The organism is Streptomyces sp. NPDC086147, from assembly GCF_040702165.1.
Taxonomy (GTDB): domain Bacteria; phylum Actinomycetota; class Actinomycetes; order Streptomycetales; family Streptomycetaceae; genus Streptomyces.
Genome location: NZ_JBFBJO010000005.1, coordinates 193,429 through 213,945, shown reverse-complemented (window position 1 = coordinate 213,945; position 20,517 = coordinate 193,429). Strand labels below are relative to the sequence as shown.

Annotated in this window: 16 protein-coding genes; 11 read left to right on the top strand and 5 right to left on the bottom strand. The window is 74.8% G+C overall.

The window, feature by feature from the left end:
- Positions 1 to 88 precede the first annotated feature (88 nt).
- Together AB0398_RS14100 and AB0398_RS14095 are read right to left on the bottom strand one after the other, a co-directional pair.
- Positions 89 to 286 carry a MerR family transcriptional regulator gene (locus AB0398_RS14100; protein WP_121828166.1) on the bottom strand — a complete coding sequence of 66 codons (198 nt, stop codon included), beginning with the start codon at positions 284 to 286 and terminating at the stop codon, positions 89 to 91.
- 274 nt (positions 287 to 560) lie between these two features.
- On the bottom strand, positions 561 to 1,472 hold the full coding sequence (locus tag AB0398_RS14095; RefSeq protein WP_366375232.1) for a sugar phosphate isomerase/epimerase: 912 nt from the start codon (positions 1,470 to 1,472) through the stop codon (positions 561 to 563).
- Positions 1,473 to 1,679: 207 nt separating this feature from the next.
- Here AB0398_RS14095 and iolC point away from each other — a divergent pair, with 207 nt between their 5' ends.
- The 5 genes from iolC (at position 1,680) to AB0398_RS14070 (ending at position 8,077) form a co-directional block, all read left to right on the top strand.
- A complete protein-coding gene (iolC, locus tag AB0398_RS14090) occupies positions 1,680 to 2,705 on the top strand; it encodes a 5-dehydro-2-deoxygluconokinase (protein ID WP_366375230.1) in 1,026 nt (341 codons plus the stop codon).
- Between the two features lie 11 nt (positions 2,706 to 2,716).
- A complete protein-coding gene (gene iolB, locus AB0398_RS14085; RefSeq protein WP_366374811.1) occupies positions 2,717 to 3,583 on the top strand; it encodes a 5-deoxy-glucuronate isomerase in 867 nt (288 codons plus the stop codon).
- A gap of 102 nt (positions 3,584 to 3,685) precedes the next feature.
- Entirely contained in the window at positions 3,686 to 5,551 is a 1,866-nt protein-coding gene (gene iolD / locus AB0398_RS14080; RefSeq protein WP_366374809.1) for a 3D-(3,5/4)-trihydroxycyclohexane-1,2-dione acylhydrolase (decyclizing), read from the top strand.
- Positions 5,552 to 5,565: 14 nt separating this feature from the next.
- On the top strand, positions 5,566 to 7,077 hold the full coding sequence (gene mmsA, locus AB0398_RS14075) for a CoA-acylating methylmalonate-semialdehyde dehydrogenase (RefSeq protein ID WP_366374807.1): 1,512 nt from the start codon (positions 5,566 to 5,568) through the stop codon (positions 7,075 to 7,077).
- Positions 7,078 to 7,267: 190 nt separating this feature from the next.
- On the top strand, positions 7,268 to 8,077 hold the full coding sequence (locus AB0398_RS14070; protein ID WP_366374805.1) for a zinc-binding dehydrogenase: 810 nt from the start codon (positions 7,268 to 7,270) through the stop codon (positions 8,075 to 8,077).
- Between the two features lie 134 nt (positions 8,078 to 8,211).
- Here the strand turns inward: AB0398_RS14070 and AB0398_RS14065 are convergent, their stop codons facing one another.
- The gene (locus AB0398_RS14065; RefSeq protein ID WP_366375228.1) at positions 8,212 to 8,649 is read right to left on the bottom strand and encodes a GNAT family N-acetyltransferase; all 438 of its coding nucleotides are present in this window, start codon (positions 8,647 to 8,649) and stop codon (positions 8,212 to 8,214) included.
- Positions 8,650 to 8,837: 188 nt separating this feature from the next.
- Between AB0398_RS14065 and AB0398_RS14060 the strand changes: the two genes are divergently transcribed.
- Together AB0398_RS14060 and AB0398_RS14055 are read left to right on the top strand one after the other, a co-directional pair.
- Entirely contained in the window at positions 8,838 to 11,639 is a 2,802-nt protein-coding gene (locus AB0398_RS14060) for an alpha/beta fold hydrolase (protein WP_366374803.1), read from the top strand.
- On the top strand, positions 11,636 to 12,529 hold the full coding sequence (locus tag AB0398_RS14055) for an ABC transporter permease subunit (RefSeq protein WP_366374801.1): 894 nt from the start codon (positions 11,636 to 11,638) through the stop codon (positions 12,527 to 12,529). The genes AB0398_RS14060 and AB0398_RS14055 overlap by 4 nt, the downstream gene beginning before the upstream one ends.
- Before the next feature lie 15 nt (positions 12,530 to 12,544).
- On the opposite strand, the gene AB0398_RS14050 is transcribed toward AB0398_RS14055, so the two are convergent.
- The gene (locus tag AB0398_RS14050) at positions 12,545 to 13,270 is read right to left on the bottom strand and encodes a DNA-binding response regulator (protein ID WP_366374799.1); all 726 of its coding nucleotides are present in this window, start codon (positions 13,268 to 13,270) and stop codon (positions 12,545 to 12,547) included.
- A 214-nt stretch (positions 13,271 to 13,484) separates the two neighbouring features.
- Here AB0398_RS14050 and AB0398_RS14045 point away from each other — a divergent pair, with 214 nt between their 5' ends.
- The 4 genes from AB0398_RS14045 to AB0398_RS14030 all read left to right on the top strand — a co-directional run bounded on the left by AB0398_RS14045 (position 13,485) and on the right by AB0398_RS14030 (position 19,130).
- Positions 13,485 to 15,095, top strand: coding sequence for a von Willebrand factor type A domain-containing protein (locus AB0398_RS14045; RefSeq protein ID WP_366374797.1), 1,611 nt, complete (start codon positions 13,485 to 13,487; stop codon positions 15,093 to 15,095).
- Positions 15,096 to 15,163: 68 nt separating this feature from the next.
- Positions 15,164 to 15,625 carry an anthrone oxygenase family protein gene (locus tag AB0398_RS14040; protein ID WP_366374795.1) on the top strand — a complete coding sequence of 154 codons (462 nt, stop codon included), beginning with the start codon at positions 15,164 to 15,166 and terminating at the stop codon, positions 15,623 to 15,625.
- A 332-nt stretch (positions 15,626 to 15,957) separates the two neighbouring features.
- The gene (locus AB0398_RS14035; protein WP_366374793.1) at positions 15,958 to 16,839 is read left to right on the top strand and encodes an AfsR/SARP family transcriptional regulator; all 882 of its coding nucleotides are present in this window, start codon (positions 15,958 to 15,960) and stop codon (positions 16,837 to 16,839) included.
- Positions 16,840 to 17,099: 260 nt separating this feature from the next.
- Positions 17,100 to 19,130, top strand: coding sequence for a helix-turn-helix domain-containing protein (locus tag AB0398_RS14030; protein ID WP_366374791.1), 2,031 nt, complete (start codon positions 17,100 to 17,102; stop codon positions 19,128 to 19,130).
- Between the two features lie 33 nt (positions 19,131 to 19,163).
- On the opposite strand, the gene AB0398_RS14025 is transcribed toward AB0398_RS14030, so the two are convergent.
- Positions 19,164 to 20,423 (bottom strand): transposase, encoded by a 1,260-nt coding sequence (locus tag AB0398_RS14025; protein WP_366374789.1) that lies wholly within the window; start codon positions 20,421 to 20,423, stop codon positions 19,164 to 19,166.
- Between the last annotated feature and the right edge of the window lie 94 nt (positions 20,424 to 20,517).

The following is a 20,517-nucleotide window of genomic DNA, read 5'->3' as shown; positions in this document are numbered from 1 at the left end:
GACAGGACGCCGGGCCCGTCATGACAGGACGCCGGGTCCCGGAGGGGGATCCGGGACCCGGCGTCGGGCGTATGTGCGGGGGACGGGGTCAGTCGCGGCGGCTCCGGTTGCCGGGGCGGCTCGCGACCCAGGCGCGGATCGTGTCCGCGTACCAGAAGGGCTTGCCCGACTCGACGTGGTCGGGCGGCGGGAGCAGTCCGTGCTTCCGGTAGGAGCGGACGGTGTCCGGCTGCACCCGGATGTGCGCCGCGATGTCCTTGTACGACCAGAGCCTCTTGTCCGTCATGCCTGGTACCTCCCTGCGCACCGCGCAGCGGCGGCGGGGGTGCCGTTCGGGGGCGCTGCGGGTGGGCGTCGGCGATCACTGAGCCTGTGCCCCCTGCAACGACCCCTTCAGACAGCAGGGGAACGGCTGTCACGCGCCTGTGACGGGAAGGCCGCGTAACGGAGAAAAGCGTGACGAAGAAGGGACGTACGTGACGGAAGTGACGCATCGGACCGCCGGTGTGTCCGCGTGCGCCGCCCCGGACCGGTGCGGTAGGCGGGCGGCACGGCCCCGGTCACACTCCGCAGGAGCGGAGGAAGCGCCGGGTGCGCAGGGCGATCGGGTACGGGACCTCGGGATCGCACGGGTACATGTCCTGCTCGACGATGGCGAAGAGGTCCACGTCCAGGGCGCGGGCGGCGGCGAGCACCGGCTCCAGGGCGGGCACCCCGGACGGCGGTTCGCACATCACGCCCCGCGCCACCGCCGGGCCGAACGGCGTCCCCGCGGCCACCACCTCCGCCAGGACCGCCGGGTCGACCTGCTTCAGGTGGAGGTAGCCGATCCGCTCGCCGTAGGTCTCGATCAGCTCGACGCTGTCCCCGCCGGCGTACGCGTAGTGCCCGGTGTCCAGGCAGAGCGAGACCGCCTCCGGGTCGGTGGCGTCCAGGAAGCGCGTCACGCTCTCCTCGCCGTCCAGGTGCGTGTCCGCGTGCGGGTGGACGACGATCCGCAGCCCGTACCGCTCGCGCACCTCCCGGCCCAGCCGCTCCGTGAGCCGGGTCAGGTCCCGCCACTGACCGGCGGTCAGGACCGGATCCTCCAGGACCTCGCCCGTCCGGTCGTCCCGCCAGAACGACGGGATGACGACCAGGTGGCCCGCCCCCATCGCCTGCGCCAGGGCCGCGTTCTCGGCGACGTGCGCCCAGGTCCGGTCCCAGACGTCCGGGCCGTGGTGCAGGCCGGTGAAGACCGTCCCCGCCGAGACCCGCAGACCGCGCCGGGCGGTCTCCTCCGCGAGCACCGCCGGATCGGTGGGCAGATAGCCGTACGGGCCGAGCTCGATCCACTCGTACCCGGCGCCCGCCACCTCGTCGAGGAAGCGCTGCCACGGCACCTGCCGGGGATCGTCGGGGAACCACACGCCCCACGAGTCCGGAGCGGACCCGACCCGGATCCTGGACGGCGCCGAGGACGGGGGCGGCATCGAAGACGGGGACGGCCGGGACGACGGCTGCGGGGACGGCTTCGTCATGACAGCCACCCTGACCGGGGCCGGGGACACCGTCAAGCGCGCCGGTGGTCCGTATGTCCGGACATGTCGTTGACACCCTCCGGGTAGGGGATTAGACCTGGGGACGGGGCCGGGAGCGGAAGGAGGCGCGTGGAGACGGAGCCGTACGACCTGATCACCATGGGACGCCTCGGCGTGGACCTCTATCCGCTCCAGACCGGCGTCGGACTCGACCGGGTCGAGAGCTTCGGCAAGTTCCTCGGCGGCTCCCCGGCCAACGTGGCCGTCGCCGCCGCCCGGCTCGGCCTGCGCACCGCGCTCGTCTCCCGCACCGGCGCCGACCCCTTCGGCACCTTCCTGCACCGGGAGCTCGAGGGCTTCGGCGTGGACGACCGCTGGGTGACGGAGGCCGCCGCGTACCCCACGCCCGTCACCTTCTGCGAGGTCTTCCCGCCCGACGACTTCCCGCTCTACTTCTACCGGCTGCCCAAGGCCCCCGACCTGGAGATCCACCCGCACGAGCTGGACCTCGGAGCGATCCGCGCCGCCCGGGTCTTCTGGGCCACCGGCACCGGCCTGTGCGCCGAGCCGAGCCGCACCGCGACCCTGGAGGCGCTGAGGGCCAGGTCCGGCACCGGGGGGACCACCGTGTTCGACCTCGACTGGCGGCCGATGTTCTGGACGGACCCGGCCGAGGCCCGCCCGCACTACGCCGAGGCCCTGCGCCACGCCACCGTCGCCGTCGGCAACCTCGACGAGTGCGAGGTCGCGACGGGGGAGCGGGACCCGGAGGCCGCCGCCCGCGCCCTGCTCGCCTCCGACGGCGGCACCGTCCGGCTCGCCGTCGTCAAGCAGGGCCCCAAGGGCGTCCTCGCGCTCGCCGCCGACGGCACCCGCGCCGAGGTGCCGCCGCTGCCGGTGGAGGTCGTCAACGGCCTGGGCGCGGGCGACGCGTTCGGCGGGGCGCTCGTCCACGGCCTCCTCGCCGGCCCGGACCTCGAAGAGGCCCTGCGCCGGGCCAACGCCGCCGGTTCGATCGTCGCGGGCCGGCTCGCCTGCTCCTCCGCCATGCCGGACCCGGCGGAGATCGCGGAGGCCCTGGCCAGGGGGACGGGGACGATCGGCGCGGGCGGAACGGGGACGACCGGCGCGGGCGCGGACGGAACGGGTGCGACCGGTACGGGAACACCTCCGGAAAAGGGGTAGGGATGTCCGCCATGAGCCCCAGCCCCGAGCCCTCCGACGGCCGGCCCGACGCCCACCGCGCCGCCCGTCCCGCCTCCCTGCACCTCCCCGCCGGGACCGCCGCCCGGGGCCCGTACGCGGTCGACGTCGACCCGGAGCGGGCCGGATGGACGTACTCCGCGCTCCGGGTTCTCACCCTCGGGCCGGGGGAGCTCCACTCCTTCGCGAGCGGGGATTCCGAATGGACCGTGCTTCCCCTCGCCGGTGCCTGTAGCGTGCGCGTCGACGGCGGGATCTTCGAACTCCGGGGGCGCGCGAGCGTGTTCGACGGAGTGACCGATTTCGCCTACGTACCGCGCGACGCCCACACCCAGATCGCCTCCGGCGCGGGGGGCCGCTTCGCTTTGGCAGGAGCGAAGTGCGAGCGACGACTCCCCGCCCGCTACGGCCCCGCGCCGGAGGTTCCCGTCGAGACCCGGGGCAGCGGCGACCGCGCCCGCGAGGTGCGGAACTTCGCCTCCGCCGACGCCTTCGGCTGCGACCGGCTCATCGCCGTCGAGGTCGTCACGCCCGGCGGCCACTGGTCCTCCTACCCGCCGCACAAGCACGACGAGCACCGCCCCGGAGCCGAATCCGTCCTGGAGGAGATCTACTACTACGAGGTCGAGGGTCCGCACGGCCTCGCCTACCAGCGGATCTCGCCCTCCCGGCCCGGCGGCGCCGACCTGCTCGCCGAGGTCCGCGACGGCGACGCCGTCCTCGTCCCCGACGGCTGGCACGGCCCCTCGATCGCCCAGCCGGGCCACGACCTCTACTACCTCAACGTCATGGCGGGCCCTGGGCCCGAACGGGAGTGGAGGATCAGCTTCCACCCGGAGCACACGGAGGGGTACGCGTGAACGAAGGCGTACGCACGAGCACCGTCCGGCCGGCCCCGCAGGACACGGGGAGGCACGCATGAGCCGTGCACGCCCGACCCCGGAGCGCACGCGGAGGCACGCATGAGCACCGTCCGGCTCACCACCGCCCAGGCCCTCGTGCGCTTCCTCGCCGCGCAGTACACCGAGCGCGACGGCGAGCGCCGCCGTCTGATCGCCGCCACCTGGGGGATCTTCGGCCACGGGAACGTCGCCGGGATCGGCCAGGCGCTCGTGGAGAACGCTTCCCCGATGCCCTTCCACCAGGGCCGCAACGAGCAGGCCATGGTGCACGCCGCCGTCGGCTACGCCCGGCAGTCGAACCGGCTCTCCGCGCACGCCGTCACCACCTCCATCGGCCCCGGCGCCACCAACCTCGTCACCGGCGCCGCCCTCGCCACCATCAATCACCTTCCCGTCCTGCTCCTCCCCGGCGACACCTTCGCGACCCGGCCCGCCGACCCCGTCCTCCAGCAGCTCCAACTCCCTTACGCGGGCGACGTGTCCGTCAACGACTGCCTGCGGCCCGTCTCGGCGTACTTCGACCGGGTCGTCCGCCCCGAGGCCCTGGTCCCGGCCGCCCTCGAAGCCGTGCGGGTCCTCGCCGACCCGGCCGCGACCGGCGCCGTGACCCTCGCCCTGCCCCAGGACGTGCAGGCGGAGGCGTACGACTGGCCCGGGGAGTTCTTCGCCGAGCGGACCTGGCGCGTCCGCCGCCCCCGCCCCGACGCGGACGAACTCGACGCGGCCGTACGGGCCGTGAAGGCCGCCGAGCGGCCCCTGGTCGTCGCGGGCGGCGGCGTGCGGTACAGCGGCGCTGAGGAGGCCCTGCGGACCTTCGCCGAGCGGACCGGCCTGCCCGTCGCCACCACCCAGGCGGGCAAGGGCGTCCTGCCGTACGACCACCCCTGCGACGTCGGCGGCGTCGGCCACACCGGTACGGAGACCGCCGACGCCCTGGCCCGCACCGCCGACCTCGTCATCGGCGTCGGCACCCGGTACACCGACTTCACCACCGCCTCCGGGACCCTCTTCCCCGGGGGCGCCCGCTTCCTCAACCTCAACGTCACCGGCTTCGACGCCCACAAGCAGGCCGCGCTGCCGCTCGTCGCCGACGCCCGCGAGGGCCTGACCGCCCTCACCGGGGCGCTGGACGGCCACCGGTCGCGGGACCCGGAGGAGTGGGCTTCCGCCAAGCGCGACTGGCAGCGCCGGGTCGGCGCCGCGTACGCCGTCCCCGACGAGGACGCCCGGCCCACCCAGACACAGGTCCTCGGCGCACTCGACACCCTGGTCGACGGGAGCGACATCCTGATCAACGCCGCCGGATCGCTCCCCGGCGACCTCCACAAGCTGTGGCGGCCCCGCTCCGCCGACCAGTACCACGTCGAGTACGGCTACTCCTGCATGGGATACGAGATCCCCGCCGCGATCGGCGTCCTCCTCGCCACCCCGGGCCGGCCCGTCTGGGCGCTCGTCGGCGACGGGACGTACCTGATGAATCCCACCGAGATCGTCACCGCCGTGCAGGAGCGCCTGCCGCTCAGGCTGGTCGTCCTCCAGAACCACGGGTACGCCTCCATCGGCGGCCTCTCGGAGGCCGTCGGCGCCGAGCGGTACGGCACCGACTACCGCTACCGGGACGCGGACGGCGGCTTCACCGGACCGCCGCTCCCCGTCGACCTCGGCGCCAACGCCGCCTCCCTCGGCATGCGGGTGCTGCGCCCCCGCACCGTCCGTGACCTGCGGGAAGCCCTCGCGGACGCACGGGCGGCGACCGTTCCCACATGTGTCTACGTCGAGACCGAAACGCCCGACACAGTGTCGGGCCCGCCCCCGGCCGCGGCGTGGTGGGATGTGCCCGTGGCCGAGACCTCGACCCGCCCGTCGGCGGTCAAGGCCCGGGAGGAGTACGACCGGCACGTCACCGCCCGACGCCGCCATCTCTGAAGGAGCATTTCGTCATGACGAACACCGTCAAGACCGTCGACCACTGGATCGGTGGCAAGGCCGTCGAGGGCACGTCGGGCAACTGGGGGCCGGTCACCGACCCGGCCACCGGCGCCGTGACCACCCGGGTCGCGCTCGCCTCGGTCGAGGAGGTCGACGCGGCGGTGGCCGCCGCCAAGGCCGCCTTCGCCACCTGGGGCACCTCCTCGCTGGCCCAGCGCACCACGATCCTCTTCAAGTTCCGCGCCCTGCTCGACGCGAACCGCGACGCCATCGCCGAGCTGATCGTCGCCGAGCACGGCAAGGTGCACTCCGACGCGCTCGGCGAGGTCGCGCGCGGCCTGGAGATCGTCGACCTGGCCTGCGGCATCACCACCCAGCTCAAGGGCGAGCTCTCCACCCAGGTCTCCAACCGCGTGGACGTGGCGTCCATCCGCCAGCCGGTCGGCGTCGTCGCCGGCATCACGCCGTTCAACTTCCCGGCCATGGTGCCGATGTGGATGTTCCCGATCGCCATCGCGACCGGGAACACCTTCATCCTCAAGCCGAGCGAGAAGGACCCCTCCCCGTCCCTGAAGATCGCCGAGCTGCTCGCCGAGGCCGGTCTGCCGGACGGCGTCTTCAACGTCCTGCACGGCGACAAGGTGGCCGTGGACCGGCTCCTGGAGCACCCGGACGTCTCCGCGATCTCCTTCGTCGGCTCCACCCCGATCGCCCGGTACATCCACACCACCGCCTCCGCCAACGGCAAGCGCGTCCAGGCGCTCGGCGGCGCCAAGAACCACATGCTGGTCCTCCCGGACGCCGACCTCGACGCGGCGGCCGACGCGGCCGTCTCGGCGGCGTACGGCTCGGCCGGCGAGCGCTGCATGGCGATCTCGGCGGTCGTCGCCGTCGGCTCGATCGCGGACGAGCTGGTGGACAAGATCCGCGAGCGCGCCGAGAAGATCAAGATCGGCCCCGGCACCGACCCGACCTCCGAGATGGGCCCGCTCATCACGGCCGCCCACCGCGACAAGGTCGCCTCCTACGTGCGCGGCGCGGCGGACGAGGGCTGCGAGGTCGTCCTCGACGGCACCGGGTACACCGTCGACGGCCACGAGGACGGGCACTGGATCGGCCTCTCCCTCCTGGACCGCGTCCCCACCACGGCCGCGGCCTACCGGGACGAGATCTTCGGCCCGGTCCTGTGCGTGCTGCGCACCGGGACGTACGAGGAGGGCCTCGCCCTCATCAACGCCTCGCCGTTCGGCAACGGCACCGCGATCTTCACCCGCGACGGCGGCGCGGCCCGCCGCTTCCAGCTGGAGGTCGAGGCCGGCATGGTCGGCGTCAACGTCCCGATCCCGGTCCCGGTGGGCTACCACTCCTTCGGCGGCTGGAAGGACTCGCTCTTCGGCGACCACCACGTCTACGGCAACGACGGCGTGCACTTCTACACCCGGGGCAAGGTCGTCACCACCCGCTGGCCCGACCCGTCCGACGCCCCGGCCGGCGTCGACCTGGGCTTCCCGCGCAACCACTGACGGGACGAGCACGGCCCCCGGAGCGCACCCGCGCCCCGGGGGCCTTCGGCGTTCCCGGACACGACGCCAACCACCCTCCCCGGTGGGGGAATACGACGTCCCGGCCGGCGGTTCCGGCGATCGGAAGCACCGGAGACGATCACGTGCGCGAGCGGCCGGCGGTCGCGGGGCGCCCGTACAGGGGGAGACGGTGACCGGTCGGGAGGCGTCGGGGACGGTGGCGGCGCTCGGCGAGGGCGTGACGGGCCTCGCGCCCGGCGAGGAGGTCGCCGCGTACCTCGTCGAGGGCGGCGGCTACGCGGAGTACGCGGTGGCACCGGCGGAGTTCGTCTTCTCCCTGGCGGGGACGGGCCTGGACCTGCGCACGGCCGGTGCCGCGACCCTCGTCCTGACGACCGCGTACGGGGTGCTGGCCGGGGCGGGCCGGATCGCCCCGGGGGACACGGTCCTCGTGCACGCGGCGGCGGGCGGGGTCGGCTCGGCGGCGGCGCAGCTCGCCCGGTCGCTGGGCGCGGCGGCGGTCTACGGCACCGTGAGCACGAAGGAGAAGGCGGAGTACGCGGCCCGCTTCGGCTACGACGAGGTCTTCCTGCGGGACGGCTTCCCGGACGCGGTGCGGGAGGCGACCTCCGGACGGGGCGTGGACCTGGTCCTGGACCCGGTCGGCGGCCCCACCCGCCTGGCGAGCTTCGAGGTCCTGGCCCCCTTCGGCCGGGTCCTGGTCTACGGCGAGGCGGCCCGCCACCCCGACCTCACCCTGCCGGTCCTCCCGATGTGGATGAACAACCGCGTCCTGGCGGGCTACAACCTCATCGACCTCTCCCGCAGAGACCCCGCCGCCGTCCGCCGCCACGCCCTCGCGGCGCTCGCCCTGGCCGGGTCGGGTGCCGTACGGATCGACATCACGGCCGAGTACGAGCTGACCGGGGTGCCGGAGGCGCAGCGGATCCTCGAAGCCGGCGAGAACACGGGGAAGGCCGTGCTGAGGGTGGGGGCCTGAGCCGGGCGGCGGTACGGGGTACGGGGGCGGGGTACGGGAGCACCCGGCGCGTCCCCGTGCCACCGCGCCGACCACCGCCGCGCCGACCGCCCTCCGTACTGCCGCAGTACCGCCGTGACGGTACGGGGACGCGCTCAGGCCGGAGGCGCCGCCTCCCCGTCCGGCAGGGTCCACCCCAGCATCGCGAACACCCCCTCGTCCGCCGCCCCGGCCGACCGGTACGTCGCCAGGGCCGGGTCGTTGTCCGTGTCCACGCCCACCCAGGCGCCCCGGCAGCCGCGCTCCCGGGCCGCCGCGAGCAGGGCCTCCGTCAGGGCGCGGCCCGTGCCGCGCCGGCGGTGGTCCTCGTCCACGGACAGTTCGTAGAGGCACATCTCCGTGCCCTTGTCCGGGTGGGTCATCTCGACCCCGGACACGAAACCGGCCGGGAAGCCGTCCTCCGTGTAGGCGATGAGCATCAGGTGTCCCGGCGCCGCCAGGAAGCGGTCCGCCCACTCCTTCCGCGCCGGGCCGTCGTAGAGGTGCTCCGCCGCGAGCAGCTCGGCCGCCGTCGTCGCCCGCCGGATCTCGATCACGTCTCCTCCATGGGACCTGGGGGTGTGCGTCCCGCCGATCATGCCGGACGCACACCCCCGGGTCCGGTCCGATCGGCGTACCGCGCCCGCGGTACGCGGACCGTGCCCCGTACGACCCCAGGAGGTGCGGGACCTCCGCCTTTCGGGAGCCGTGGTCCGCGGCGGGCCCGCTTAGGCTCGGGACCATGCGACTCCGACTTCCCCGGTGGGCCGCGGTCACCGCCGCGCTCACCGTCCTCGCGGGTGCCGGCACCTGGACCGCCGTCGCCTCGGACGATCCACCGCCCGTGCACCGCGCGGACCGGACGCTCGACGTCGACGGCGTACGGCTCGACACCTCGTACTTCACCGGCGACGGCGACGGGCGCAGGCCCGCCGTCCTGCTCGGCCACGGCTTCGGCGGCTCCAAGGAGGACGTCCGCGCCCAGGCCGAGGGCCTGGCCCGCGAGGGCTACGCCGTCCTCACCTGGTCCGCCCGCGGCTTCGGCGCCTCCACGGGCGAGATCGGCCTCAACGACCCGGCGTACGAGGTGAAGGACGTCAGCGGGCTGATCGACTGGCTCGCCGGCCGGCCCGAGGTCCTCCTCGACAAGGCGGGCGACCCGCGCATCGGCGTCAGCGGCGCCTCCTACGGCGGCGCGGTCTCCCTGCTCGCCGCCGGGCACGATCCGCGCGTCGACGCGATCGCCCCCCGGATCACGTACTGGAACCTCGCCGACGCCCTCTTCCCGAACGGCGTCTTCAAGAAGCTCTGGGCCGGGATCTTCTTCTCCGCCGGGAACGGCGCGGGCGCCGGGATCGGACCGGGCGCGGGCGACGGGCCCGCCACCGGCGAGACCCCCGCCCCCGGTGACGCACCCGCCTCCGGCGGAGCCACCGCCGCCGGAGGCGGGCAGGCTCCCGCCGCGTCCGGCAGGGCCCCCGCCCCCGGGAAGCCCCCCGCCTGCGGCCGGTTCACCGCCGAGCTGTGCTCGCTCTACCAGCGCGTCGCCGTCTCCGGGAAGCCCGACGCCGCCGCCCGCGCCCTGCTCGAAGCCCGCAGCCCCTCCGCCGTCGGCGACCGGATCAAGGTGCCCGCGCTCCTCGTGCAGGGCCGCTCCGACTCGCTGTTCACCCTCGCCCAGTCCGACGCCATGGCCCGCGCCATCGCCGCCAACGGCGCCCCCGTCGCCGTCGACTGGACCGCCGGCGGCCACGACGGCGGCGACCAGGAGACCGAGCGCGTCGAGCGGCGCGTCGGCGCCTGGTTCGACCGCTGGCTGAAGCGGGACGCCTCCGCCGACACCGGCCCCGCCTTCCGCGTCAGCCGCACCGGCGGCGTCGACTCCACCAACGGCCGGGCGACCCTGCGCGCCGCGACCGCCGACCGCTACCCGGGCCTCGCCGCCGGCACCACGGCCGTCCCCCTCGCCGGCGCGCCGCAGACCTTCGCCAACCCACCGGGCGCCGCGCCGCCCGCCGTCTCCGCCGTCCCCGGCCTCGGCGGCGGACTCTCCGGCCTCTCCTCCCTCGGCGTCGGCCTCTCCCTCGACTTCCCCGGCCAACACGCCCGCTTCGACGCGAAGCCGCGGACGGAGGAGCTGCGGATCACCGGCGCGCCGACCGTCCGCGTCCGGGTCACCTCGACCGCCGCCGACGGCTCCGCCGTCCTCTTCGCCAAGGTGTACGACGTCGGCCCCGACGGCCGGCAGCAGGTGCTGCCCTCCCAGCTCGTCGCCCCCGTCCGCGTCGAGGGCGCCCGGACGGGCCGCGACGTCACCCTGACGCTGCCCGCGATCGACCACGAGGTGGAGGCCGGACACCGGCTGCGGCTCGTCGTCGCCGCCACCGACCTCGGCTACGCCTCCCCGGTCGCCCCCGCCGCCTACACCGTCGCCGTCGAGGGCCCGCTGACCGTGCCCACCGCGCCCGGTCTCACCACCCGGGCCGCCGGCCTGCCGTGGTGGGTGTGGGGCCTGCCGCTGACCGGTCTCGCCGTCGCCGTAGCGCTGCTCCTGACGGCCCGCCGCCGGACCGCCGCGCCCGCCCCGGACCCGGAGCTCGTCCCCGTACCGCTCCAGATCTCCGGCCTCTCCAAGAAGTACAAGGGCGGCGAGCGGTACAGCGTCAAGGACCTGTCCTTCCGGGTCGAGCAGGGCCAGGTCCTCGGCCTCCTCGGCCCGAACGGCGCCGGGAAGACCACCACCCTGCGCATGCTGATGGGCCTCATCGCCCCCGACGAGGGCGAGATCCGGGTCTTCGGCCAGGCGATCCGGCCCGGCGCCCCGGTCCTCTCCCGCGTCGGCGCCTTCGTCGAGGGCGCCGGCTTCCTGCCGCACCTGTCGGGCCGGGAGAACCTCGACCTGTACTGGAAGGCCACCGGCCGTCCCGCCGAGGACGCCCACGTCGACGAGGCCCTGCGGATCGCGAACCTGGGCGGCGCCCTGGAACGCGCCGTGCGGACCTACTCCCAGGGCATGCGGCAGCGCCTCGCCCTCGCCCAGGCCATGCTCGGCCTGCCGGACCTGCTGATCCTGGACGAGCCGACCAACGGACTCGACCCGCCGCAGATCCGCGAGATGCGCGAGGTGATGATCCGGTACGCGGCCGGGGGCCGCACCGTCATCGTCTCCAGCCACCTCCTCGCGGAGGTCGAGCAGTCCTGCACCCACCTCGTCGTCATGGACCGGGGTCAGCTCGTGCAGGCCGGCCCGGTCGCGGAGATCACCGGCTCCGGCGACACCCTCCTCGTGACCCTCGCCGAACGCACCCCCGACGGCACCCCCGTCCCCGTCCTCCCGGACGCCCTCGTCGAGAAGATCGGCGCCCTGCCGGGCGTCGGCTCGGCCGCCCGCACCGACGCCGGACTCCTGGTCCGGCTCGACGGCGCCGACGTGACCGCCCTCATCGGCGAACTCGTCCGCCTGGACGTGCCGCTGACCGGGGTCGGGCCGCACCGGCGCCTGGAGGACGCGTTCCTGACCCTGATCGGAGGAGGAGCCGCATGAGCAGCGCCCCCGGCACCCCCAGCACCCTCACGACCGAAGGCCCGGCGGAGTCCGCCCCCGGCTACCGGCCCGGCCGCACCCTGCCGCTGCGCGTCGAGGTCCTGCGCCAGTGGAAGCGCCGCCGCACCCTGGTGATGGGCGCGATCCTGGTCGCCCTGCCGTTCGTCCTGATCGCGGCCTTCGCGATCGGCGGCGCCGGGGACGACGACCGCGACGGCCGCGTCACCCTGATCGACACGGCGACGACCTCGGGCGCCAACTTCGCGGCCACCTGCCTCTTCGTCTCCGCCGGTTTCCTCCTCGTCATCCCGGTGGCGCTCTTCTGCGGGGACACGGTCGCCTCCGAGGCGAGCTGGTCCTCGCTGCGCTACCTGCTCGCCGCGCCCGTGCCCCGGTCCCGGCTCCTCGCCTCGAAGCTGGCGGTCGCGCTCGGCTACAGCGCGGCCGCGATGGTCCTCCTCCCGCTGGTGGCCCTGGCGGCGGGCACGGTCGCCTACGGCTGGGGGCCGCTCCGGCTGCCGACCGGCGGCTCGGTGCCGGCCGAGGACGCCCTGCTCAGGATCGCGATCGCCGTCGCCTTCGTCTTCGCCTCCCAACTGGTCACCGCCGGGCTCGCCTTCTGGCTGTCCACCCGCACCGACGCCCCGCTCGGCGCGGTGGGCGGCGCCGTCGGCCTGACCATCGTCGGCAACGTCCTGGACGCCGTCACCGCGCTCGGCGACTGGCGCGACTTCCTGCCCGCGCACTGGCAGTTCGCCTGGATCGACGCGCTCCAGCCCCAGCTGGAGTGGGGCGGCATGGTGAAGGGCACGGCGATCTCCCTGACGTACGCCCTGGTCCTCTTCGCCCTCGCCTTCCGGGGCTTCGCCCGCAAGGACATCGTGTCCTGACCGGGGGAACGACCCTCACAACCACCCCCTGCGAGCCGCTTCCGCACCCGCGCGGAAGCGGCTCGTCGTGCCGAGGGCCGCCATCAGCTCGCCGACCCGCCGGCTGTAGGTCCGCGCGGACATGCCGAGCCGGGCCGCCGCCGTCTCGTCCGTGAGCCCCGCGAGGAGGGCGTCGAGCACCGGCCGCAGCTGGGACGGCAGGTCGTCCGGCGGCGGCGACGGGGACGGCACCGCGCAGGCCGCCGGATCCTCGGCCAGCGCCCAGCAGATCTGGTGGACCCGGACGAGCGCCTGCACCACCACCGGGTCGCGGATCAGCAGCAGTCCGTTGTAGAGCAGCTCCAGATCGAGCGGGATCGCCGCCACCGTCCGGTCGACGAGGATCATCTTGAACGGGATCGCTTCCACCAGCCGGGCCTGCCCGGGGATCCGCAGCGACTCCCCGAGCCGGGGCAGCGCGTGCCGCGGGACGATCCTCCGCACCTCGTCGGCCCGCTCCGCCGCGGCCCGCATGCACGCTCCCGCCAGCTCCAGGAACGGCTCGGGGATCGCGTAGCCCGCGGACGCGACCGGGTCGTCGAAGGTCAGCAACTCGTGCCGGGTGGAGGCGGCCAGCCCGGCGAGCGCGGCACTGATGCGCCGCGCGCCCCGGACCGGACGCCCCAGGGGCCGCTGTCCCTCGGTCGCGGCCCGGTTCATCGCCGAACGGGCGAGCATCACGGAGCCCGCGCTCTCTGCCACCGCTGACCACCCCCGCCGATCGATGTCCACTCCATGTACGCATGTGACTGCACACGGTGACAACCCCTGTTGAGAAGGATGGCGAATCCATGCCACCGGAGTTCACCCGTGTCGCCGTTGCCGCATCGAGATCCATCCGCAACCCCTTCGACTGCTCTTTTCGGGGCCCCGGTTCGTCACATTGACAAATGCCGTACGAAGAGGGGGAGATGGAATGGAACGGAACGAGACGAGGGGGGCCCGGCCCCGCCGGTCCCGGGTCCCGGCCGTGATCGCGGGGTTGCTCGCCGCCGGAATCGTCCTCACGGGCTGCGGCGCGTCCGGCGACGGGGGCACCGCCGACCGGAGCGCGAAGGAGGGCGGACGCACCGCCCCGGCCCCGCCCGATGGCGGCCGCACCGGGGCGCCCGCCCCCGAGGAGGGCGAGCGGCGGTCCCCGTCGCCCGCGCCCGACTACCTGTCCACCTTCGCCCTGGACGTGGACACCGCCTCGTACGGGTACGCCCGCCGCGCCCTCGCCGACGGGCGGCTGCCCGACCCGGCGACCGTGCGGCCCGAGGAGTTCGTCAACAGCTTCCGCCCGGACTACGAACGCCCCGCCGACGACGGCTTCGGCGTCACCCTCGACGGCGCCCGCACCGGCCGGGACGGCTGGTCCCTGGTCAGGGTCGGCCTCGCCACCCGGGGCGCGGACCGGAGCGGCGGACGCCCGCCCGCCGCCCTCACCTTCGTCGTCGACGTCTCCGGCTCCATGGACGAGCCGGGGCGGCTCGACCTCGTCAAGGAGTCCCTCGGGCTGCTCGTCGGCGAACTCCGCGACGACGACTCGATCGCGCTCGTCACCTTCAGCTCCGAGGCCGAGACCCGGCTGCCCATGACCCGCGTCGGGGAGGCCCGGGACCGGATCCGCGAGGTGGTCGGCTCCCTGGCCACCAGCGCGTCCACCAACGTGGAGGCCGGCGTCCGCACCGGCTACGACACCGCCGTCGCCGGACACCGCGAGGGCGCCACCAACCGGGTCGTCCTGCTCTCCGACGCGCTCGCCAACACCGGCTCCACCGAGGCGGAGACGATCCTCGCCCGCATCGGCGAGGAGCGCCGGAAGTACGGGATCACCCTCTTCGGCGTCGGGGTCGGCAGCGAGTTCGGCGACGCGTTCATGGAGAAGCTCGCCGACCGGGGCGACGGCCAGACGACGTACGTCTCCACCACGGCGCAGGCCCGCAAGGTCTTCGTCGACCAGCTCCCCGCCCACGTCGAGCTGCGCGCCCGCGACGCCAAGGCGCAGGTCGCCTTCGACCGGCGGACCGTCGAGAAGTTCCGGCTGATCGGGTATGAGAACCGGGAGGTCGCGGACGAGGACTTCCGCAACGACCGGGTGGACGGCGGTGAGATCGGGGCCGGCCACACGGTCACCGCGCTGTACGCGGTCAGGACCAGGCCCGGGGCGACCGGGACCGTCGCCACCGCCACCGTCCGCTGGCTCGACCCCGCCACCCGGGCCCCGCGCGAGCGCTCCGGCACCGTCGCGACCGGCGCCCTGACCGCCGACATCTGGGGCCCCGGCCACGACAGCCTGCAACTGACCGCCGTCGCCGCCTACTTCGCGGACGCCCTGCGGGGCGGCGCGCTCCCGGGGGCGCCGGGGCTCGGGACCCTCGCGGCACGCGCCGACGCGATCGCCGGACGGTCCGGCTCGGCGGTGGTGCGGGAACTCGCCGAGTCGGTACGGAAGGCGGAGACCCTGCGCGGCCCGTCGCAGGAACCGTCGGAGCCGGGCCGGCCGGGAGAGGGGGAGCTGCGCTCGGGCGACCCGTACAGCTGACGCGCACAGGCCCGAAGCACCGCCGCGCACACCTGACGCCCGGGGCGGGCAGCGGGACAGAATGGCCCATGGCCACCCTGCTGCTCGCCCTCGCCGTCGTCTGCACCGGTCTCTACGCCGGTTTCATGCTGATCTTCCTGACCGGGATCATGCCCGCGCTCGCCCGTCTGACGGACGACGGGTTCGTCACGGCGATGCGCCGGATCAACGAGTACGTGCCGAGGGCCGTGTTCCTCACCGTCTTCCTCGGCGTGATCGTCTTCCCCGCCGCCGCGTTCCTCGTCCCCGTCGCCGGGCGCACCGGCGCGCAGAAGTGGTGCGTCCTCGCGGGGCTCGTGTGCGCGGTCCTCAACCACCTGGTCACCCTCGGCGGCAACATCCCCCTCAACAACGCCCTGGCGCGCGACCCCGGGGGCGACCCCTCGGCGGCCCGGGCCGCCTTCGAGGGCCGGTGGAACGGTTTCCACCGCGTCCGCACGGCCCTGATCACCGTCTCGTTCGGCCTGCTCACCGCCGCCGCCGTGCTCTGAGGCCGCCCGAAACATCCGTCCCGTCCGATCCGGAACCGTACCGGAGCGTCTGTTTGTGGCGTGAAGTCGCGGGTCGGGACACCTCCGCTGCCCGCGAAGGACCCCCAAAAGCATACCCCCGAGTCCGGAAACAGACTTTCGCCACGGGTCGATTATCAGTCACTGGCAGAAACTTGATGCGCCCAAAGCCGGACAAAGAGGGTGGATCACCCTGATATCCGGGGAGGTGATTCCGTACCCTCCGGTTTCTTATTGACATGCCTACGGGGGTCTTTTCTAATCATCGAGAGTCATCCCGCGCGCAGACACCGCACAGGCACTGAGGGGGCAAGGTGGACGTCCGGATCCTGGGGGGGCTGTCGGTACGCGAGAACGGGGTGTCGATCACCCCGACGGCGGCCGCGCCCCGACAGCTCCTCGCCCTGCTCACGGCCAGTGCCGACCAGGTCGTCCCCGTGACGGTCCTGACCGAGGAGCTGTGGCCGTCCGGCGCGCCGCGCGGCGCCCGCGCGGAGCTCCAGGCCCACATAGCCGGGCTGCGCGCCCTCGTCGACGACGCGCTGCGCGCCACCGCCCCCGCCGACCCGCGGGCCGGCTGGTCCGACCGGCGCACCGCCGACGCGGTCCTCGTCTCCCAGCCGGGCGGCTACCGGCTCGACACCGGCGGCGGCGCCCACGACGTCTGGCAGTTCGAGCGCGCGGCCGGGGCCGGCTACCGGGCCATGGAGGCCGGCGACCTCCAGCGCGCCGCGCTCCGCCTCGGCGAGGCCCTGGCCCTGTGGCGCGGAGACCCGTACGCGGGCGTCGCCGCGGGCCCCCGGCTCCGCAGGGAGATCGAGCGCCTCGAAGCCTCCCGGCTCAGCGTCCTCGACCAGTGGCTCGAAGCACAGCTCGGCCTCGGCCGGCACGCCGAACTCGTCCCGGAGCTCACCGGACTCGTCGCCCGCTACCGCGCCAACGAGCCGCTCCACGCCCACCTCATGGTCGCCCTGCTGCGCTGCGGCCGGCACGACGAGGCCCTCACCGCGTACGAGCGGCTGCGCCTCGCCCTCAAGGCCGAGAGCGGCACGGAGCCCTCGGCGCGGCTGCGGCGCCTCCAGCGCTCGGTCCTGGCCGTGCGGCACACCGGCGAGCGCCCCGCCCTGGGCCTCCGGGTCCCCACCCAGTACGCCCCGCCCCGCCCCCGCCTCGTCCCCGCGGGCTCCTTCGGCTGACGGCCGGGCCGGCGACCGGACTGACGGCCGGTCAGTTCCGCGCGGCCGCTCCCGGAGGGCCGCCCGGCCACCGCCGGAGGGCCACCCGGCGACCACCGGACGGCCGACCGCCGACCGTCACCCGGCCCCTCCCCGGCACCGGAGGGAATGAAGTGCCGCAACTCACCGTTGACCGGCTTCCGAAGCCGAATTAGTTTCGGCGGGCAGGACGGGTTTCCTCCGAGGTGCCCTATTTCGCTCGACATACGGGGGACTGGACCATGACCACGTACGGCGCCGACGGAGCCGGTGGTGCCGACGCGCTGCTCACGGTCCTCGATCTCCTCGCCCGGCAGGCCCCGCCCGCCCGCTTCGACGCCCTCCTCGACGAGGCCCGCCGGGACGGTCTCGGCCGCGAGGACCTCGGCCGCCTCGAACGGGCCGTCGTGCTCGCCGGCCAGGTCCACGCCGAACGCGCCCAGGACGCGCGCCGCGAGGCCGGACTCGACGCCCTCACCGACACCGCCCGCGACCTGACCCTCTCCTACGACCTCGACGGCCTGCTGCACGTCATCACCCGCCGCGCCCGCCGGCTCCTCGGCCTCGACCTGGCGTACGTCACCCTGCGCGGCCCGCACGGCGCCTGCTACGTCCACACCACCGAGGGAACCCTCCCCGGCCGCGTCGAAGGGCCGCGCCTCACCCCCGGCCTCAGGATCGCCGAGGGGTACGGGCTCGGCGGCGCCGTCCAGCTCCACGGCGAGCCCGTCTGGACCCCGGACTACCTCGCCGACGAGCGGTTCGCCCCCTCCGGCTCCCTCGACGCGGGCGTCCACGCCCCCGCCTTCGACGAGGCCGCCGAGGCCGCCCTGCGCGCCGAGGGACTGCACGCGATCGTGGCCGCGCCGCTGCGCAGCGGAGAGACCGTCATCGGCACCCTGTTCGGGGCCGACCGGCGCGTCCGCCACCACACCTCCGAGGAGATCGGGCTCCTCGCCGCTCTCGCGGACCTGGCCGCCCTCGCCGTCGAGAAGGCAGGCCTCCTCGACCGGACCCGGGCCGAGGTCTCCGAACTGGAGCGGGACAGCTCCCGGGTGCGCACCCGGCTCACCCGGATGCGGCACGTCAGCGAGGCCCACGGCCGCATCATGAACCTCGTCCTCGCGGGCGGCGACCTGTGCAACGTCGCCAAGGCCGCCGCCGACGCCCTCGACGCGAGCGTCCTGATCCGCGACCCCGGCGGCCGGACCCTCGCCCTGATCGGGGAGATCCCCGGCCTCGACGAGGAGGCCGTCCAGGAGGCCGTCGAGAAGGCCTCGCTCGACGCCCACGCCCGCCGCCGCCCGGTCCTCGCCGCCGCCGACACCTGGGTCGCGCCGGTCATCGCCGGCTCCGAGGACCTCGGCGGCCTCGTCGTCCACGCCGCCGGAGGACTCACCGGCGAGGACGAACGGCTCCTCGAACTCGCCGCCCAGTCCGTCGCCTTCCTCCTCCTCATGCGGCGCTCCACGGCCGTCGCCGAGGGCCCCGTCCGCGACGAGCTCCTCGACGACCTCATCGCGGACCCGCCGCACGCGCCCCAGCAGATCGCCCAGCGGGCCGGCCGCCTCGGCGTCGACCTGCGCCGGCCGCACGTCCTCGTGCTCGCCCGGCCCGAGGGCGGCGAGCAGGGCCGGGCGGTCGTGTGGGCGTCCTCGTACGCGTACCGCCTCTCGGGTCTGAAGACCGTGCAGGGCGGCTGCATCGTGCTGCTGCTGCCGGGCGACGACGCCTCGGCCGCCGCCCGGGCCGTCGCCGCCGAGCTGTCCCCGCTGCTCGGGCACCCCGTCTCCGTCGCCTCCGCCGGACCCGGCTGGAGCCCGGACGCCGTCGCGCGGATGCACCGGGAGGCCTGGCGCTGCCTCGACGCGATGAGCGCCCTCGGCGGCACCGGCTCCGCGGCCTCCGTGCGCGACCTGGGCTTCCTGGGGCTGCTGCTCTCCGACGACAACGACGTGGACGGCTTCGTGGAGTCGGCGATCGGGCCCGTCCTCGACTACGACGCCGAGCGGTTCACCGACCTCACGCACACCCTGGAGGCGTACTTCGCCTCGGGCGGCAGCCCGACGAACGCGGCCGAGGCGCTGCACGTCCACCCGAACACGGTCTCCCGCCGCCTGGAGCGGATCGGCGACCTCCTCGGGCCCGAGTGGCAGAGGCCCGGACAGGTTCTGGAGGTGCAGCTCGCGCTCCGGCTCCAGCGCACCCGGGAGGCCCTGGCCCGCGGCCGCGTCGCCCCCGAACCGCCCCGCCCGCCGGAGCGCGGCGCCTGACGCGGGGCCAGGACCGTCCCGTACGCGCCGGACTCAGCTCGCCGAGCGCCGCGAGCCGTAGCCGGAGTCGTAGCCCGCGTCCCACTGGGTGGCCAGGACGGTCGCCGCGTGAGCCGCCGAGGCCAGGGTGATGTGACGGTGCCAGCCGCGGAACGAGCGGCCCACGAAGTCCCGCAGCCCCGCCTCCTCACCGACCTCCGCGAAGTCCCGCTCCACCCGGCGGGCGAGCTTGGTGAGCCGCAGCAGGGTGCCCACCTGCGAACCGGTCAGGTCGCTGATCCACACCCGGGACGGGGCCCGCCGCGGGTCGTCCCACTCGCCGAGCAGCACCAGCGGACGCATCCGCTCCCCGCCCGGTGTCGGCAGCGCCACCCGGACGGCCGTGGCGAGCGAGGTCCGCGAGGTCCGCACGCCCCCCACCGTGTCCACCCAGCTCACCGGCCGGCGCAGTCCCTTGAGGGACTCCAGTATCTGTACGGCGGACAGCGGGCCCGCCCCGAAGCCGGGCAGCGAGCGGTCCGCGATCGCGAGCCGGGAGCCCGGACCGATTCGGGCCACGACCGGCACCCCGGCCGCGGCGAGCCGGGTGAGGGCCGCGCGGCCCGCGCCGCCCCGGATGTCGATGAGGACCGGCTTGCGGGTGACGTCGGACCAGCGGGCGGTGTCGAGCGCCGCCGAGACCGCGCACTCCTCCAGGGTCTCCTCGCCGGCCTCCTCGGGGACCTCCGCGCGGTCGCGCCGCGTGCGGTCGTTCACCCAGGGGTCCGGCAGGAAGAGGCGCCAGTTGACCGGGACGCTCAGCTCCTCGCCCGCGAACCACACGCCGAAGGCCTGCTGTCCGTGGAAGACCTGACCGCGCTCCGGGTCGAAGCGCCGGTCCACGCCCACCGAGTGCTCCCCGGCCTTCGGGATCGGCATGGGCCGCACCACCCAGGCCTGCGGGCAGCCGTTCCGCTCCAGGTAGCGGCCGAGCGCCGCCCGCATGGGCTGCCAGTCCCAGGTGGAGCTGGAGACGAAGTGGTGCAGGCTCTGCTCGGCCGCGGGACCGCCGATCTGCGCGGCGATGTTGCGGATCGACTTGCGGCCCTGCGCGGTGAGCAGACCGTGCAGGTACTGCTCGGCCTTCAGGCGCTGGTCGCGGCGGGCGAAGCCGGAGAAGAGCGCGGAACACAGCTCGGCGTAGACGTCCTCGCGCGAACCGGCCGCGCCGACGGACCTGGCGGCGCCCAGGGGGACGGCCGGGGCGATGCCCCCGGTGGTGGCCCTGCGCTTGGTTGCGACGGATGTACTCACGAGACTCCTGCCCGAAGGTTGCGCAGCTCCTTCCCGCTGCACCACCACCGTCGCGCCTCACCCCCTCCGGGGACGAGGTGTACCCGGCACCCGA

What these genes read in the sequence shown, in the direction of transcription:
- AB0398_RS14055 (WP_366374801.1), top strand. Translation starts at nt 11,636, where the DNA reads ATGAGCAGCGCCCCCGGCACCCCCAGCACCCTCACGACCGAAGGCCCG.
- AB0398_RS14060 (WP_366374803.1), top strand. Translation starts at nt 8,838, where the DNA reads ATGCGACTCCGACTTCCCCGGTGGGCCGCGGTCACCGCCGCGCTCACC.
- mmsA (WP_366374807.1), top strand. Translation starts at nt 5,566, where the DNA reads ATGACGAACACCGTCAAGACCGTCGACCACTGGATCGGTGGCAAGGCC.
- iolD (WP_366374809.1), top strand. Translation starts at nt 3,686, where the DNA reads ATGAGCACCGTCCGGCTCACCACCGCCCAGGCCCTCGTGCGCTTCCTC.
- AB0398_RS14095 (WP_366375232.1), bottom strand. Translation starts at nt 1,472, where the DNA reads ATGCCGCCCCCGTCCTCGGCGCCGTCCAGGATCCGGGTCGGGTCCGCT.
- AB0398_RS14100 (WP_121828166.1), bottom strand. Translation starts at nt 286, where the DNA reads ATGACGGACAAGAGGCTCTGGTCGTACAAGGACATCGCGGCGCACATC.
- iolC (WP_366375230.1), top strand. Translation starts at nt 1,680, where the DNA reads ATGGGACGCCTCGGCGTGGACCTCTATCCGCTCCAGACCGGCGTCGGA.
- iolB (WP_366374811.1), top strand. Translation starts at nt 2,717, where the DNA reads ATGAGCCCCAGCCCCGAGCCCTCCGACGGCCGGCCCGACGCCCACCGC.
- AB0398_RS14045 (WP_366374797.1), top strand. Translation starts at nt 13,485, where the DNA reads ATGGAACGGAACGAGACGAGGGGGGCCCGGCCCCGCCGGTCCCGGGTC.
- AB0398_RS14030 (WP_366374791.1), top strand. Translation starts at nt 17,100, where the DNA reads ATGACCACGTACGGCGCCGACGGAGCCGGTGGTGCCGACGCGCTGCTC.
- AB0398_RS14040 (WP_366374795.1), top strand. Translation starts at nt 15,164, where the DNA reads ATGGCCACCCTGCTGCTCGCCCTCGCCGTCGTCTGCACCGGTCTCTAC.